Origin of the sequence: Thermosynechococcus sp. M98_K2018_005, from assembly GCF_015295825.1 — a bacterium.
Taxonomy (GTDB): domain Bacteria; phylum Cyanobacteriota; class Cyanobacteriia; order Thermosynechococcales; family Thermosynechococcaceae; genus Thermosynechococcus.
Genome location: NZ_DVEH01000042.1, coordinates 18,152 through 32,418, shown reverse-complemented (window position 1 = coordinate 32,418; position 14,267 = coordinate 18,152). Strand labels below are relative to the sequence as shown.

Genomic DNA, 14,267 nt, shown 5'->3' with positions numbered 1-14,267 from the left:
CTTGGGAGAGAGGGATGGCTGCTACGGATGATCTCGAGAAAATTCGCCGCCAATTTGACTATGGCCCCTATCCCCGCGTTGCCATTGAGAAAACTCCCAAGGATGAGCCGAATGTTCTCTTTGTCCACGATTTGGTGACCGCCTTTTATGTGCGGGATCATAGGGTGCCAGAGACCAAGGGCAAGCGGATTCTCGATGCCGGCTGTGGTACTGGCTATAAGTCCTTAGTGCTGGCGATCGCCAACCCCGGCGCGGAAATTGTCGGTATTGACCTATCCCCTGAATCTGTGAAGTTGGCGGCAGAGCGACTCAAGTTCCATCACTTTGACAACGTTTACTTTGAGGCGCGCTCGATTTTAGATTTACCCAGTTGGGGAGAGCAGTTTGACTACATCAATTGCGATGAGGTGTTGTATCTGCTGCCTGATCCGATTGAAGGCCTCAATGCGCTCAAAAGTGTCCTTAAGCCCGATGGCATTCTCCGCAGTAATCTCCACAGTGCGCTGCAACGCTTCCCCTTCTTTCGGGCCCAAAGTCTCTTCAAGCTGATGGGCTTGATGGACGACAATCCCGAAGAAATGGAAATGGACATCGTCCGCGAGATCATGAAAGAACTCAAGGAGGGCGTGGATCTCAAAGCCCGCGCGTGGAACCCCCGCTACGAACAGGAGGACAGCAATGAGACCCTCTTGGCGAATCATTTACTGGTGGGCGATAAGGGCAGCACCATTCCCCAACTCTTTCAATACCTAGAGGCAGCGGGTCTGGAATTCATTTCCATGGTCAACTGGCGCCACTGGAATCTCGTGGATCTCTTCAAAGACCCAGAAAACTTGCCGACTTTTTTGGCGCTGAGCCTGCCTGATGTGCCGCAGTCGGTACAGTTGGAGATGTATGAGCTGCTGCATCCGGTACATCGCCTCTTGGATTTTTGGTGTAGTCCGCAACCCCGTGCCACCGTACCCGACTTAGGGGAATGGTCTGAGGAGCAATGGGATCAAAGTCGGATTGATCTGCATCCGCAACTGCGTACGGAAACCATTAAGGAAAAATGGCTGGGGTACCTCAATGACCGCATGATTGTCGATCTGGGTACCTTTATGTCCTTCTCTAGTCCCGGCCCGACCTATATTGACCCCCTTGGACTAGCGACACTGCTGCCCCTCTTTGATCAGCCCTTGGCCTTTCCAGAGTTGTGCGATCGCTATCAACGCTTGGCACCCCTTGACCCCGTCACCCTGAACCCCATTGAACCAAGGGTGGCACGGCAACAACTGCAAGCCCTCTTGACCCGCTTGGAGGTGAGTTTATTTGTTTTGGTCAGCCTACCCTAGGCCCATCCAGCCAAGAGCTTGAGCAAGGGCCAGTCCCAAATAGTTGGCGATCGCGTAACCAAGCAGTCCCAAGGTAATCCCTACCCCCATTAACTGGGGCTGATGCCGACCCGTGGCTTGGGCAACGGCTGTGGTTGGTCCCCCCACTGCGGCTTGGGAGGCAAGGGCAATCAGTTCCAGATCCAACTTCAGGAGTGCCCCAAGGCCAAAGGTGACAAGACCGTGGGTAAAAACAATCACCGTAGTAAAGAAAATCATTTCCAGTCCCACTGGAATCAGGGAGGGCACATGGGTACCAGCACCAATCACCGTAAAAAAAAGATTCACGCCAAACATCCCCAAAGCGCCCGTGCCCCGCAGATAGCGCATCCACTTAAATTGCGCCAGTGCCAAGCTGAGGGTAGTGAGCCAGACAATGGTGGGAATCAGCGGCCAGAACTGATGCAGTGCTGTTGACAGGACCAAGATAGCCACAGCCAAGCTGAGGAGAATGGCTAAATCTAGGGGGGCGATCGCTGAGGTAGTGAGCAGAGGTATGACTGTAACCGCTTCCCCCTCATCCCGTCGGGGATAGACACGTGCTAGCAGTGAAGGCAGACTCAGGGTAGTGGCCAGCCAAATGGCCGTGAGCAGGTTATCCGCTGTCGTGGCCGCACTAAAGAGCAAATCTGAAAGGTTGAGGGCACGCCCAACCCCCACAAAGTTAATGCTGCCGCCAATGTAACTGGCTGCCAAACTCCCCGCCAAGCGTGGCGTATCCCCGAGAAAGCGACTGTGGAAGAGCATACTGGCAAGGAGGGCGCCCACCAAGGTTCCAAAACTAGCAAGGCCAAAGGCCAACAAAGCCGATCGCCCCAAGCGTCGCACATCCTGTAAATTCACCAGCAGCAGTAGCCAGACAATCGCCAACGAGGTGATCGTGCCGTAGATCGTGTCATAGACTGGCGATTGCTGGGGAATCAGACCCAAATTTGCACAGAGGGCCGCCAACATCAAAATGATCAGCGAAGACCCCAAGCGTGTCGCCCAGCGAAAGCGATGCTCCAGCCATAGCCCCAGAGCCGTCAGTGTCAATAGGATGCCCCAAAGGGTCAAGTCATCCATGGGGGGTCAACTCCGGTAGCCGCTGTCCCAACCGTGTGGGTTGCTCATAGACCCGCCGTAGGGTATTCACATCCCGCTGCGAAATTGGTGGTGGATCTGCCACTTGGGCAAAATAGAGGGCATCAGTGGGTAGGGGGCTGTGTCCCCAAATGCCGAGGGCATGACCCAGTTCATGGCGCAGCGCCGCGAGGACAAACTTGGCGGCTTGCGTCGGACGCACCATCACACGGCAGCGATGGCGCAGCACCCCTTGGCTATCCACAAAGAGTTCGTAGCTGGTTTCAGCAAAGCGGGCGCGGCGGTTATTTTGATCCGTGGGTCGCTGCGAGAGGAGGCGAATATTGGCCGGTAAACTGGCATCCACAATTTCTAGGGGCAAATAGGCGGACCACTCTACTACTGCCTGTTTTGCCGCTGCTTGCCACACCTGGTTCGGATCCCATGGCGGTGGTTCAATGGCAACGGTGACTGGGAACTGAGTCCACAGCAGATAGCCCACTTCCAGCGGCTGAACGGCATCAAAATAGTCCTCGCCTTTTATGGGAATTTCGGCTAGGGAGGGGGGCAACGGATAGTGCACTGCCGCTGGCAATTGGATATTCTGGCGCGTCAGGTTTGCGGTACCCGCCAAGGACTCCCAATTCCCTTGGGTACCGCCTAGCATCAGTCCTAAGGCAACCATGCACACCAAGAACCACCAGCGACGCTTCATCCTTGCTCCTCAACAGGTCTGTACAAAGGGCCAGCCCGGAAATCGCCAGAGAATGATGGGAATTGCCACTGTCCAGAAAAAGGCATTGAGCAACGCAATTTGACCCGCCAGATTCATGGGCAGATGCAACCACCCCTGCAACACCCAGCGATCCAAGGGCAAGACCAAAAGCCACATGAAACAAAGGACGGCCATTCCGCCCCAAAAGATTGGCCAGCGGGCGTTGCTATTGAAGCCCTCAAAAAAGGTTTGACCCACCAGTTCTTCGAGAATGGCGACGGGGGCAGAGCGATATTGCCCACCCGTGACTTGGGTAGCGGCGGCTAGTTGCGGAGCATGATCACCGACGACAATGGCGTTGATTTTTACTCGTTGTTGGCGGGCATTGGCAACCACACCGGCATCCACTGGGGCTTCCCCATCGGTAATGAGGAGCAGTTCGCGACAGCGATTGGGGATCTGTTGCAGTTGTTGGCTGGCCATGGCGATCGCCCCCGAAAGATTGGTTGCACTGGGATCCACTTGGGCGAGCAAATCACTGCGATTGAGGGCTTGATCCAGTTGGGTGAGGAGGAGATCACTATTGGTCTCAAACCGGGGCGTCAGAAACACCACATTGCGGCCAAAGCCGTGGATCATGACTTCGTTGGGGTTGGTGAGATGCCGGTGGTTACGTTGTAAGTAAAGCTTGGCAGCGATCACCTGCTGCGCCATCACCGTTTGTGGTTGATTAAATTGCAACGGATTATTGCCAAACGTACTGCCGCTGAGATCAAGGGAGAGGACAACAGCGACACTGGGGCGTCCCCAATTCAACAACCAGAAGAGCAGCGCTAGCAGGACACAGCCTACGAAGAGAATAAGGGGAATCTGAAAAAGAGGGTAATACCACAGTTGTCGTTGACGGGTCATAGCTCAGGCAAGGTACCGCTAAAGACTGCAAGGGCAGGCCCGGTCATATACAAATGTTGGCTCGGCAAATCCCAGCGAATATGGAGATTTCCCCCCGGCAGTTCAACCGTGGCTTGGGCTTGATCGCCCACAGGACTCAGGCGATCGGTCAAAACGGCAGCGACGAGGGTGGCACAGGCTCCCGTGCCACAGGCAAGGGTCATACCAGCTCCCCGTTCCCAGACGTGCATCCGTAGGCGATCGCTCCCTAGGACTTGGACAAACTCAGTATTGGTGCGCTGGGGAAAGGCGGGGTGATGTTCAAACTGTGGGCCAAGGGTTGCTAGATCAACCGCAGCAATCTCTTCGACAAACGTGACACAGTGGGGATTCCCCATACTCACGCACGTTACCAACCACGGGCGATCGCCCACCATTAAGGGCACATCAATCACCTTTTGATCTGCGGCTGCCAAGGTGGTGGGAATCTGCTGCGCCAAGAGTTGGGGTTTGCCCATATCCACCGTTACCTGACCATCCGCTCGTACCTCTGGCACAATCAGACCGGCAAGGGTGTCGATGCGGTAGCGCACGATTTCGCCGGCAGAGCGACCCTCAAGGGCAAAAATAAACTTGGCTAAACAGCGAATGCCATTACCGCACATTTCGGCCACTGAGCCATCGGCATTGTACATTCGCATGCGGTAGTCGGTATCCCCCGTGCCTCTCAGCAAAAAAATGACACCATCGGCGCCCACGCCAAAGTGGCGATCGCACCAGTGTCGGGCTTGTTCTGAGGTTAAGAGCAGCTCTTCCTGATGGCGATTGTCAATGAGTAGGAAATCGTTACCTAACCCTTGGTACTTCTGAAAAGATAGGCTCATAGAATTGAAAAGGTACGAGAGGGAAATCCATGACCGACGAATTTAATACGGCACTGCCCAGCATTCGCCAGTTGCAGACCTTTATTAAAAATAGCACCGAGGTTGAAGTCAAGCTCAGCACCAGTGATCTCGTGGTTGGTAAGGTGCGCTGGCAGGATATGAATTGCCTCTGCGTTGTCGATCACTACGATCAACCCACAATTATTTGGAAGCAGGCCATTGTCTTTATAAAACCCAAGCTAGCCTAGGGGCCACTGCTGCTGCGCTGCTGCTAGGGCTTCCTGATAGACCACCTGCCAGGGGCAGTGGTGCTGACGGGCAAGGGCGGCACAGTCTTCGAATTCCGGCTGGACATTGAGCCGCTGTCCTTGGTGTTCGGCCACTTTCACCCGAACTTCACCAAAGGCTGTTGCGAGGGTTTTAATTTGGCGTTCAAGGATATAGCGCTCCTGTACCTGCCGCCGCAGCCCTAGCGTCGTTGTTTCTCGAAAGAGGGTCTGGACACAGGCGGCCTCAGCACTGGGGGGACACAACACCGTGAGCAAAACCCCCAAGCGGGACTTTTTCATCGTAAGGGGTTGACAAAAGACTTCAATCGCACCAGCAGTATAAAGTTGTTCGAGGGTGTAGCTGAGGGCTTGGGGTGTCATGTCATCCAGTTGGGTTTGCAGTTCAACAATGGTTTTTGCTGTGGTTGTTTCTGCTGAGTTCGGCAGCGTTCCCAACCAGAGGCGCAGGAGATTTGGTAGGGGCAGCTCTTGACTCCCAGCGCCTAAGCCTACCCGTTTTAATGTCATCGCTGGCGGCGCACCAAAGCCCTCACTCAGGGCACAAACCAAGGCAGCTCCCGTAGGCGTGACCAGTTCTTTTTCAATGCCGTTGCCGTAGAGGGGCACTTGGTACATTTGGCACAGTTGCAAGACGGCGGGAACAGGGACTGGCAGTTGACCATGGGCCGCTTTGACCGTTCCGCCCCCCGTGGGTAGCGCCGAGCAGTAAATGTGACTAACATCGAGATAATCCAACCCCAAACAGGTGCCGACAATATCCACGAGGGCATCCACCGCCCCCACTTCATGGAAATGCACTTTTTCTGGCTCAATGCCATGCACGGCGCCCTCAGCAATGGCCAGGGCTTCAAAAACCTTGAGGCTCCAGTCGCGAGCGCGATCGGGGAGATGAGCGGCAGAGATTTGGTCGGCAATCTGCGGCCAATGGCGATGGTGATGGCAGTGGCGATCGCGCAGATGTACCTGTGCTTTTAAGCCCCGCTGTCCCTTGCGCTGCACCGTTTCTGTGGTCAACTCAAACTCATCGGCAATCCCTAGCTTTGCCAATTGGCTTTGGAGATACTCGAGGGGAACCCCCAGATCAAGGAGGGCACCCAGACACATATCCCCCGCCACCCCAGCAGGGCAGTCAAAATAGGCAACCGTCATGGCAGATTACAGGCGCAGTGGCACTAAGGACTATGGTAACAGGGGGGATCAAAATACCGGCTACAGTGAGTTCCTGTTTAGGATAGGGAGCATCAAGCAGAAATCAACTGCTGACAAAGGGTTGCTGAGGGTTGCCACTGGTAGCGCTTCAAGTTAATGCGATCGCCCGCCTCAAAAATAATCCCCTCTGCCTCTAGGCGCCAGCGCTGTAACTCATCCGTCCCCTGGCGTTGGGGGGCGTAGGAGATTTTGCCGTGGGCATTGACCACGCGGTGCCATGGAATGTCAGAATTCGGTGCCACTTGATAAAGGGCATAGCCCACGTAGCGCGCATGACGTGGCCAACCACACAGGGCGGCAATTTGGCCATAGGTAGCGACATATCCTACGGGGATTTGCTTCACTAGCCAATAAATTTTTTGTTGAAACGTCAGTGCCTGCGTGTTTGTCTTCATAAATTTTGTATTTTAAGGCACATTCAACCCCTCTCAATCCGTATTCCTGCGGAGGAAAGCATCAAAACGAACCACCTAGATTAAAAAACATGAAGGGTAGTAACAGGATTACTAAATTCAATTAAGAACACCTGCCCCCGAAAAGATAGATCCGTCATGATTTAAGCAGCAGCAATCCTCAGGGGGGGGAGGGTGGAATTTTTTGCTTGGTGTTGAACCATGACGTGTTTCTCATCTAATTGTTTTTTGCTGAATGATTGCTTCTATGCTTTTTTGACTTGAGTTCCCAATTGTCTTTGTCGATATTCTTGACGCTATTTGATGGAGTCGCCCTATGACCATAACCAGTTCCCGACCCCAAGCCGCCGCTGGCGATCGCTACGGTGTGAACCATCTCCTGCGCAAAAAATACCCGAAACGCCACCATCACTACGCTTTTTGGGACTTCTTTCAATTCGATAGCGATCGCGGTACCTACACCGATTGGAACAATGCCCGTAACCTCCTAGTTACCGAAGACTTCATCATTGGCCTCATTGAGGGCCTTGAAGAGGAAGTTGGCCCTGCCTCCAGCGTCGTCATGTACAAAATTGGTGAAGAATGGGGACGCCGCGATGCCCGCTTTTTCCAAGAGTGGTTTCCCACGGAATATGGCTACGAGCAGGGGATCAAGCAAATGCGGCTCCCCTATGTCCTCGAAGCTTGGTGGTGGCCCTGCACAACCCAAGGCTGGGGCAACTGGGAAGTGGATCTCAGTGAGCAAAAACATGGCTTCATGTTCATTAATATCTTTGATTCGGTTGTGGCGCGTACCTTAGGGGACGTTGGCCGACCCGTGTGCCATCTCTATGCTGGCCTCTTTGCTGGTTTCTTTAGCGGCCTGATTCAAAAAGAACTCAGTTGTATTGAAATCCAGTGCTACGCTATGGGAGAAACCTACTGCAAGTTCCTGCTCGGCAAGCAGGATCGCATTGATGCCGCTGCCTTCTGGCAAAACGAAGGAGCCTCCGCCAAAGATATTGAAAAACGGCTCCGCAGTGGAGAACTGGTCTATGAAAAACCTAAACGGTAATTGGCAACAGCAAACCGTTGCTGAATTCTTTGAGGAACTGAACTGGCTGGGCTTGGTGCGGCAGCAGCCGGTGGCGAAAGCTGTGATACTCAATTGGCAATCCCTGAAAGTTGGCGAATTTTGGCAGCGGGTCAATTGGCTTGGGCTTGAGGTCAAAGGGGCGATCGCCGCCACGAGTCCCACAGAATGGCCCAGCTACCGTGTCAAGGACTTCTTTGGTCACATGAACTGGGAAGGGATTGGGGTCATCTTGCCTGCGATCGCACCCCCCCCAGAGGAGGAAATGGTGGCTCCTCCCGTTGCTGCCCCTGCCACCCCTTGGGCTGCTTGGTCGGTAGAAACCTTCTTCCGCCAACTCAATTGGGAAGGCCGTCCGGATCAGGCCATTTCCCTCGAGCCGAGTCTGTGCCTCTGGCGCCTATCGGTCAAAGACTTCTGTGCCAATTTGCCTTGGGCAGGCCAACCTGTGATTGCCCAAGTGAGCAAAGTGGAAGCGCCACCCCCTGTCCCCGTCGAACCCGAAGTCACCCTCTTAGATTTATCCAACCTGTTTTAGGAGACCTCTATGCACACCGAGTTAATGAATCTCTACTACAAAGCCGAAGAAAACTACCTCAGCAATGTGGACATCAAAGTCTTCCGCCACCACATCGAGTCGCTGCAGCAGCGGTTGAGCACCTACGAATTTCTGCGGGATCATGAAATTGAAATCTTTCAGCCCGTGGCCGACGCCCTGCAAAAGAAATACCCCACCGAAAATCCCCAAACCCTTGAGCAAGTGTTGCGTCAGGCGATCGCCCTACTACGCTATGCCGCCATGGCAATGCTCCTGAATAATCCGGAGTTTTTGCAGCATCGGCTCCTCGAGTGGCTCACGGAAGTGGTCAACGCCCACCAAACCCAAACTCTATGGAGCAGTTGCCACGAGCTTCTCAGTGCCCGCCTCCAGGAAATGCTCACCGCCGCCGAGCAGGACTTGATTTTGCCGCTGTTGGATCACGCCCAAGCGACCCTTGTGGGCTTGCCAGCGGTGGTTTCTGTCCACGCCTAGGTTAGGGTTGGAAGTCTGCTGAAAGTGCTTGTTATGCCTACGAATGAGGATGTCCTATGATCTCCGTTGCTGATTTAGTCAAAGACCCCATCATCCCCGGCAATTACTACGCTGCCGATGCTTATGTACAGGGGGATTTTGAAACGGGTCTGATTGAAAACCGCAAAGGTGCCCGTCTGATTGCCCTACCCGATATTTTGCTCCAAGCCATCTATGCCGGTCTCGATCAAGAAGTGGGGCAGGCCTGTGGGGTCGTGCTCTTTAACTGTGGTCGCTGGTGGGGTAAGAACTTTTATCGCCGCTTTGTCGAGGAGGTCAGCGAGTACTATCGCCGTCCCCTTGCGGAAATGGAAATGGTGGAGTTTCTCCAGTGCCTCAAGGAATGCTGGAAGACCCACGGCTGGGGCACGATTGATCTCGACGTGAGCTTCTACCAACAGGGCTTTTTGGTGGTAAAAACCTGGGACTCCCCCTTTGCGGCGGCGGCTCCCAAAAATACGGGTCAGCCCCAATGCGCTGCCGAGGCGGGGATTTTAGAATCCTTCTTTAGCCAATTAACCGGTCGCAATCTCCACTGTGTGCAAACTGCCTGTGAAACCTTAGGGGCAACCAATAACCTCTTTGTCTTGGGCTTGCGGGAGCGGGTCGAACCGGCTAAGGCTTGGCTGCAAGAGGGACAGGATCATGACACGATTATGGAGCGGCTATGTCGCACTCAAGCCGCTTGAGTATGATCCTAAAGTAACTCTCTACGGGTCATTAAAATAAATTAAATTAAAAGGAGAAAAGAGCAGTGGCCAAAGTTGTCAAACTTGAACCCATCTCGCGGGAAACCACAATTAATACCAATGACAATTTGCTGTCTGCTCTATTGGACTCTGAACTCCATGTGCTCAAGGAGTGTGGCGGGCGCGGGATGTGTGCCACCTGCCATGTCTATATCAAAGAGGGGATGGAGAGCCTCTCCCCGATCAATAAGCGTGAGCAACGCACCCTTGAGGTGATTACAACGGCGAATGCCACCTCTCGCTTGGCCTGTCAGGCACGGGTACTGGGGCCGGGGGTGGTGGTGGAGCTACCCTCGGGAATGTATGTCAACGCGGTTGAAGATATTGAGTCTCTGATTGGACGGCGGGCTGAGCAGGATATTTTGCACCCCCTTGATGGCCGCGTCTTGGTAGAAGCGGGCAAACTCATTACCCGCACGATGATTACACAGTTGAAAGATACCCAAGTGCAGGTGGGGCAATATCTTGCCAATACGTCGGATGCCTAACCAACCACTTCATTTTCATCCTCAGGGAGGCACCATTTATGGAAGACCGTAGTTTGAATTCCCATGACGCGCCCTCTCGCAGGGGGCGAGCATCCCTAGAATGGGGCGCAACGGGGTTAACGGTTGTGTTGTCGGTGGCGGCGGCTGCGACCCAGCAGGCCATTTTGACAGCGATCGCCCCTTTGCCCCTTTCGTTGGCAGTGGGCTTAAACTTAGTGAGCCGCAAAAAACGGGATGACCAGTTCCAAGCCCTTGTGCAGCAACAGGAGGCGAAAATTGCTGAACTAGTGGCGTCCCAAGGGCAGCAGCAGTCAGAGGTAGGCAACCTCACCCTTGCCCTCAGTCAGGTGCGCGATCGCCTTGAGGATGTGCAGAAACAGGTCATGCAACTCAACCAAGGGACACGGGATCTCCACGACTACACCCGCATTCTCGGCACCGAGCAAAAACAAATTGAAGAAGTGCTGGCTTGCTTGCGGGAAATCGAGAAAAATACCCAAGTGATCCAAGTGGATCCCAGCTATGCCAAGGCCTACTACAATCGCGGTCTGACCCATCAGCGTCTAGGGGATGCTGAAGCGGCGATTCTTGACTACTCCGAAGCCATTCGCATTAATGAGAACTATGCCAAGGCCTACCACAATCGCGGCGTTGCCCGCTCGACCCTTGGCGATCGCAAGGGAGCAGTAGAGGATTTGCGCACAGCGGCGAAGCTGTTCTTTGAACAAGGGGACATTAGCAGTTATCAGCGGGCACGGGATCTGGCCAAGCGCATCCATGAAGTGGGGAGTATTGAACAGGACAACAAAGAGGTGCCCTTAGAAATCCTCTTCTCCTAGGGGATAGTTCATTTTGCTGCTGACCCGGCATTGACAGGGGCGCGATCGCGAATCATGCTGAGAAATGTTTTTCGTTGAAGGTTGAGGCTCGTTGTTGGCCACGGCTCGTGCTGCCCAAACCTCCCGTTACCGACTGGTGGATCTAGCCGGTCAAGGCCAGTACGGACAAGTTTATCTGGCGGTCAATCGCGAGTCGGGTGAACTGGTGGCAATTAAGGTGCTCAGCGAGCGGCAATTGCTGACCCGTGGCTTTTTGCGGGAGTTGAATTTTCTCCTGACGCTTCAGCATCCCCATGTGGTGGGCTGTCAGGCGATTGACTATATTCGCGTGCACCATAGCCCCCAAGTGAGCCGCAGTTTGGTAATCGATTATTGTGCCGGAGGGACCTTGCGATCGCTCCTAGAGCAAGAACAGGCCTTACCGCTGACAACGGCTTTGCGCCTCACCTTGGATGTGCTGGCAGCTTTGACCTATGCCCATCATCGCGGCATTCTCCACTGCGATCTCAAACCAGAAAATATCCTACTGGAGGTGACTGCCACGGGCTGGCAGGCAAAGGTGTCCGATTTTGGTGTCGCACGCCTCATTGAGGAGGTTAAGGGCAGCGGTCAAACGGGATCCCCTGCCTATATGGCACCGGAGCGTTTCTATGGTCAGACGATGCCCGCTTCGGATCTCTATGCAGTGGGGATTCTCATGTACGAGATGATTGTTGGCGATCGCCCCTTCCACGGCACACCTGCTGAACTCATGGCTGCCCACCTTAGCCGACCCTATACCCTTCCTGAGGGACTGCCTTTTCTGGTGCGGAGCATTATTGCTAAGGCGTTGGATAAATTACCGCAGCGCCGCTATAAAAGTGCAGCGGAAATGACAATGGCGGTGCAACTAGCCCTAGAGGTTATTGAAGCAGAGCGTCATGAGCAGCCGCTACTGTTTTCTAGGGCACCGGCGGCGGTTTGGCTGGGGGAACCCCAAGGCTCTTCTTTGCCGCTACCGCCCCAACAGGTTGCCAGTACAGCCACAAAGTTCTACGGGGTGGTGGGCGATCGCCTCTGGGCTTGGCAAGCTAGGGAGACTGTACCCGAAGCGACGGGCCAATGGCCGCTACCACCGCTGCCCATGCAACTCTATGGCGGTGAAGTGAGTGCTTGGCTGCGAATCAATGTGCTGCCCCCGCAGCTTTTCTGCATCCATGACCAGCTTATCCCCCTAGACTGTCATCTTCGCTCTACTCTGAACCAATTAGCTATTGATGCCACTGGTTACTGGTGTGCAGAAACCCAGATTGATAGTGCAGCAGCGGAATTACAACTTCATGTCCAACTGATCAATGGTCAAGGGCAGCGGACTCTCCGTTGTCAATGGCATGGACGGACTTTTGTGGATACCCTTCTCCTCAATCGTCGCTATGGAGTGGTGATTGGTCGATCGCAACATCCTGAGACGGAGCATACCATTACCCATTTTCAACTCTTTGACCGCCGAGGACACTGGCGGCTATACACCCAACTGCCTGCCCACCTGACATGGTTTACCCCTGCCCAGCGCCAGCCGTGGCAACTAGCGGCCTTTGAAGATCATCCGCAGCAACCTTTATTGATGCTCCTCCATTTGCGGCCTTGGCGGATTCAACGCTTGGGGCTGCGGTTTCGTCCCCAATTTCTCTGTGCTACGCCTTGGGGCTATGTGGTGGCGGATCGCCATAGTTTGAATTTAGTGACCCACAGTGGCGAAATTGTCGGTACGGCTGAAAGTGAGCAGGAGATCGATGGCCTCGGCTTTACGGGCGATCGCCACCTTTGGCTGATTCGCCACCACCAGGACAAGTATGTATTGCAAACATGGGACATTACCACTTGGGAGATTGACCTCATCCTCTAAGCCAGCAGCCTATGATAGAAAGAATAGCCGTGGGATATGCCCCATGAAACAGCCCCAGATTCTCAAAATTACCCGCAAAGCAGCCAGTCTTAAACAAAAGCAAAAGCAGCAGTCATCTCCTGCAACGCTTGATGTCACGGCGACAACGGTAGCCTCTGAACCCGTCGTTGAGGTAGCAGCGAGCGATCGCGACAGTGCTCAAGGGCGTCAACATTGGTGGAGTGAACGCTGGATTGGTGTGCTAGAGTCTTTTGGCTGGCGCCGACGGCTAGAGCGGGCACGCAATTATGTCCGTGAAGGACGGGTTCTCACCTTGGAATTCAAGGGCAACCAAGTCCATGCCCAAGTTCAAGGCACGGCTCCCGAACCTTATCACGTCAAACTGCATTTGGATGCCTTTAGTGAAGAGCAGTGGCAATATGCCATTGACGGCATGGCACAAAAAGCCTTCTATGCCGCGAAGCTCCTGGCGGGAGAACTGCCCCCCAGTATTGAAGAAGTCTTTACCCAAGCCGGACTGAGTTTATTTCCCTTTACCAAGTTCGACATCCATAGCCGCTGCAATTGCCCTGACCCCGTCAATCCCTGCAAACATATTGGCGCAGTCTATTACTTGCTAGGGCAATACTTCAACGAAGACCCGTTTTTACTCTTTCAGTTGCGAGGCAAAACCAAAGACGAGATTCTCCAACGCCTGCGCCACTATCGGGCAACGGCTACTACCCCCTCTGTGGTGCCCACCCCCCCACCTCTCTATGAGCCACCGAAAACCGATGCTTCCTTTTGCCAATATCGCCAGCCCCTCCCCCCAGAGTTAGTGGTGCTTGTCCCCAGTGGTCAACCCCATGGGGTGCTTTCGGTGTTACCCCCCTTTCCCCATGAGGTTCCCAGTGAAGTGGCGCAGCTAATGGCCACCCTAGAGCAGATGTACAGCAGTGCCAGCCTTGCGGCCTGTCAGTTGGCGATGAGTGAACCGCCGAGAGCAGATGGCCGAGCCGAAAGTGGGCAATGAGACCCAACCACGGGCACGGCGAAAATCTCAAACGCGGTCTCAAAGCAGAGGACGCCTTCTTAGAGCTTGCCCGCAAGCAGGGATTCCAAGTTCACCACGCGAGCGAAGCTGCGGATATCCATGAGCACTGGGACTGTTGGCTGACCAAGGGGAATGAGTCCCTACTGATAGAGTTTGTCCAAAAGAATGTTGATCGCGCTGTTCAAGTGACCCCACCGACAGAGGCGCTGAAAAAACATCAAGGCAAATATCCGGTGTACCGTCGCCGGGGGCGTAGCGATGCCTCATCTTGGTCGAAACTCCTATTTTAAGA

The 14,267-nt window shown here is 54.2% G+C and carries 17 protein-coding genes; 11 read left to right on the top strand and 6 right to left on the bottom strand.

Annotation, left to right across the window (positions count from 1 at the left end; genetic code table 11):
* The first annotated feature begins 14 nt into the window (after nt 1–14).
* Nucleotides 15–1,334, top strand: a complete 1,320-nt coding sequence (locus IGQ15_RS05570) for a class I SAM-dependent methyltransferase (RefSeq protein ID WP_297049499.1) — start codon at nt 15–17, stop codon at nt 1,332–1,334.
* On the opposite strand, the gene IGQ15_RS05565 is transcribed toward IGQ15_RS05570, so the two are convergent.
* Genes IGQ15_RS05565 through dapF form a run of 4 tightly spaced genes read right to left on the bottom strand, consistent with a single transcriptional unit; the run spans nt 1,326 to nt 4,925 of the window.
* Nucleotides 1,326–2,438, bottom strand: coding sequence for a DUF819 family protein (locus IGQ15_RS05565; protein ID WP_297049496.1), 1,113 nt, complete (start codon nt 2,436–2,438; stop codon nt 1,326–1,328). The two genes, IGQ15_RS05570 and IGQ15_RS05565, sit on opposite strands and share 9 nt — an antisense overlap.
* Nucleotides 2,431–3,150, bottom strand: a complete 720-nt coding sequence (locus IGQ15_RS05560; protein WP_297049493.1) for a peptidase — start codon at nt 3,148–3,150, stop codon at nt 2,431–2,433. Before IGQ15_RS05560 ends, IGQ15_RS05565 begins: the two co-directional genes overlap by 8 nt.
* A 9-nt stretch (nt 3,151–3,159) precedes the next feature.
* Entirely contained in the window at nt 3,160–4,062 is a 903-nt protein-coding gene (locus IGQ15_RS05555) for a vWA domain-containing protein (protein ID WP_297049490.1), read from the bottom strand.
* Nucleotides 4,059–4,925 carry a diaminopimelate epimerase gene (gene dapF, locus IGQ15_RS05550; protein WP_297049488.1) on the bottom strand — a complete coding sequence of 289 codons (867 nt, stop codon included), beginning with the start codon at nt 4,923–4,925 and terminating at the stop codon, nt 4,059–4,061. Before dapF ends, IGQ15_RS05555 begins: the two co-directional genes overlap by 4 nt.
* Before the next feature lie 29 nt (nt 4,926–4,954).
* Between dapF and IGQ15_RS05545 the strand changes: the two genes are divergently transcribed.
* Nucleotides 4,955–5,173: an RNA-binding protein hfq gene (locus tag IGQ15_RS05545; RefSeq protein ID WP_297049485.1), complete on the top strand. Its 219-nt coding sequence runs from the start codon at nt 4,955–4,957 to the stop codon at nt 5,171–5,173.
* Here IGQ15_RS05545 and larC read toward each other — a convergent pair.
* Both larC and IGQ15_RS05535 read right to left on the bottom strand, forming a co-directional pair.
* Nucleotides 5,165–6,364, bottom strand: coding sequence for a nickel pincer cofactor biosynthesis protein LarC (gene larC, locus IGQ15_RS05540; RefSeq protein WP_297049482.1), 1,200 nt, complete (start codon nt 6,362–6,364; stop codon nt 5,165–5,167). The two genes, IGQ15_RS05545 and larC, sit on opposite strands and share 9 nt — an antisense overlap.
* A 92-nt stretch (nt 6,365–6,456) precedes the next feature.
* Nucleotides 6,457–6,819 (bottom strand): MGMT family protein, encoded by a 363-nt coding sequence (locus tag IGQ15_RS05535; protein ID WP_297049479.1) that lies wholly within the window; start codon nt 6,817–6,819, stop codon nt 6,457–6,459.
* A gap of 334 nt (nt 6,820–7,153) precedes the next feature.
* Here IGQ15_RS05535 and IGQ15_RS05530 point away from each other — a divergent pair, with 334 nt between their 5' ends.
* The 9 genes from IGQ15_RS05530 to IGQ15_RS05490 all read left to right on the top strand — a co-directional run bounded on the left by IGQ15_RS05530 (nt 7,154) and on the right by IGQ15_RS05490 (nt 14,265).
* Nucleotides 7,154–7,891: a V4R domain-containing protein gene (locus tag IGQ15_RS05530; RefSeq protein WP_297049476.1), complete on the top strand. Its 738-nt coding sequence runs from the start codon at nt 7,154–7,156 to the stop codon at nt 7,889–7,891.
* Complete coding sequence (locus IGQ15_RS05525; RefSeq protein ID WP_297049474.1) at nt 7,872–8,447, top strand: hypothetical protein; 576 nt, start codon at nt 7,872–7,874, stop codon at nt 8,445–8,447. Before IGQ15_RS05530 ends, IGQ15_RS05525 begins: the two co-directional genes overlap by 20 nt.
* Nucleotides 8,448–8,456: 9 nt before the next feature.
* A complete protein-coding gene (locus IGQ15_RS05520; protein ID WP_297049471.1) occupies nt 8,457–8,942 on the top strand; it encodes a phycobilisome protein in 486 nt (161 codons plus the stop codon).
* Nucleotides 8,943–8,998: 56 nt separating this feature from the next.
* Nucleotides 8,999–9,670, top strand: a complete 672-nt coding sequence (locus IGQ15_RS05515) for a V4R domain-containing protein (protein WP_297049469.1) — start codon at nt 8,999–9,001, stop codon at nt 9,668–9,670.
* Between the two features lie 65 nt (nt 9,671–9,735).
* Nucleotides 9,736–10,218 (top strand): 2Fe-2S iron-sulfur cluster-binding protein, encoded by a 483-nt coding sequence (locus IGQ15_RS05510; protein ID WP_149818733.1) that lies wholly within the window; start codon nt 9,736–9,738, stop codon nt 10,216–10,218.
* 38 nt (nt 10,219–10,256) lie between these two features.
* Nucleotides 10,257–11,057, top strand: a complete 801-nt coding sequence (locus IGQ15_RS05505) for a tetratricopeptide repeat protein (RefSeq protein WP_297049462.1) — start codon at nt 10,257–10,259, stop codon at nt 11,055–11,057.
* A 94-nt stretch (nt 11,058–11,151) separates the two neighbouring features.
* Entirely contained in the window at nt 11,152–12,942 is a 1,791-nt protein-coding gene (locus tag IGQ15_RS05500) for a serine/threonine-protein kinase (protein WP_297049459.1), read from the top strand.
* Nucleotides 12,943–12,985: 43 nt separating this feature from the next.
* A complete protein-coding gene (locus IGQ15_RS05495; RefSeq protein ID WP_297049457.1) occupies nt 12,986–13,954 on the top strand; it encodes a metal-binding protein in 969 nt (322 codons plus the stop codon).
* Nucleotides 13,951–14,265 carry a hypothetical protein gene (locus tag IGQ15_RS05490; RefSeq protein ID WP_297049454.1) on the top strand — a complete coding sequence of 105 codons (315 nt, stop codon included), beginning with the start codon at nt 13,951–13,953 and terminating at the stop codon, nt 14,263–14,265. Before IGQ15_RS05495 ends, IGQ15_RS05490 begins: the two co-directional genes overlap by 4 nt.
* Nucleotides 14,266–14,267: the final 2 nt, after the last annotated feature.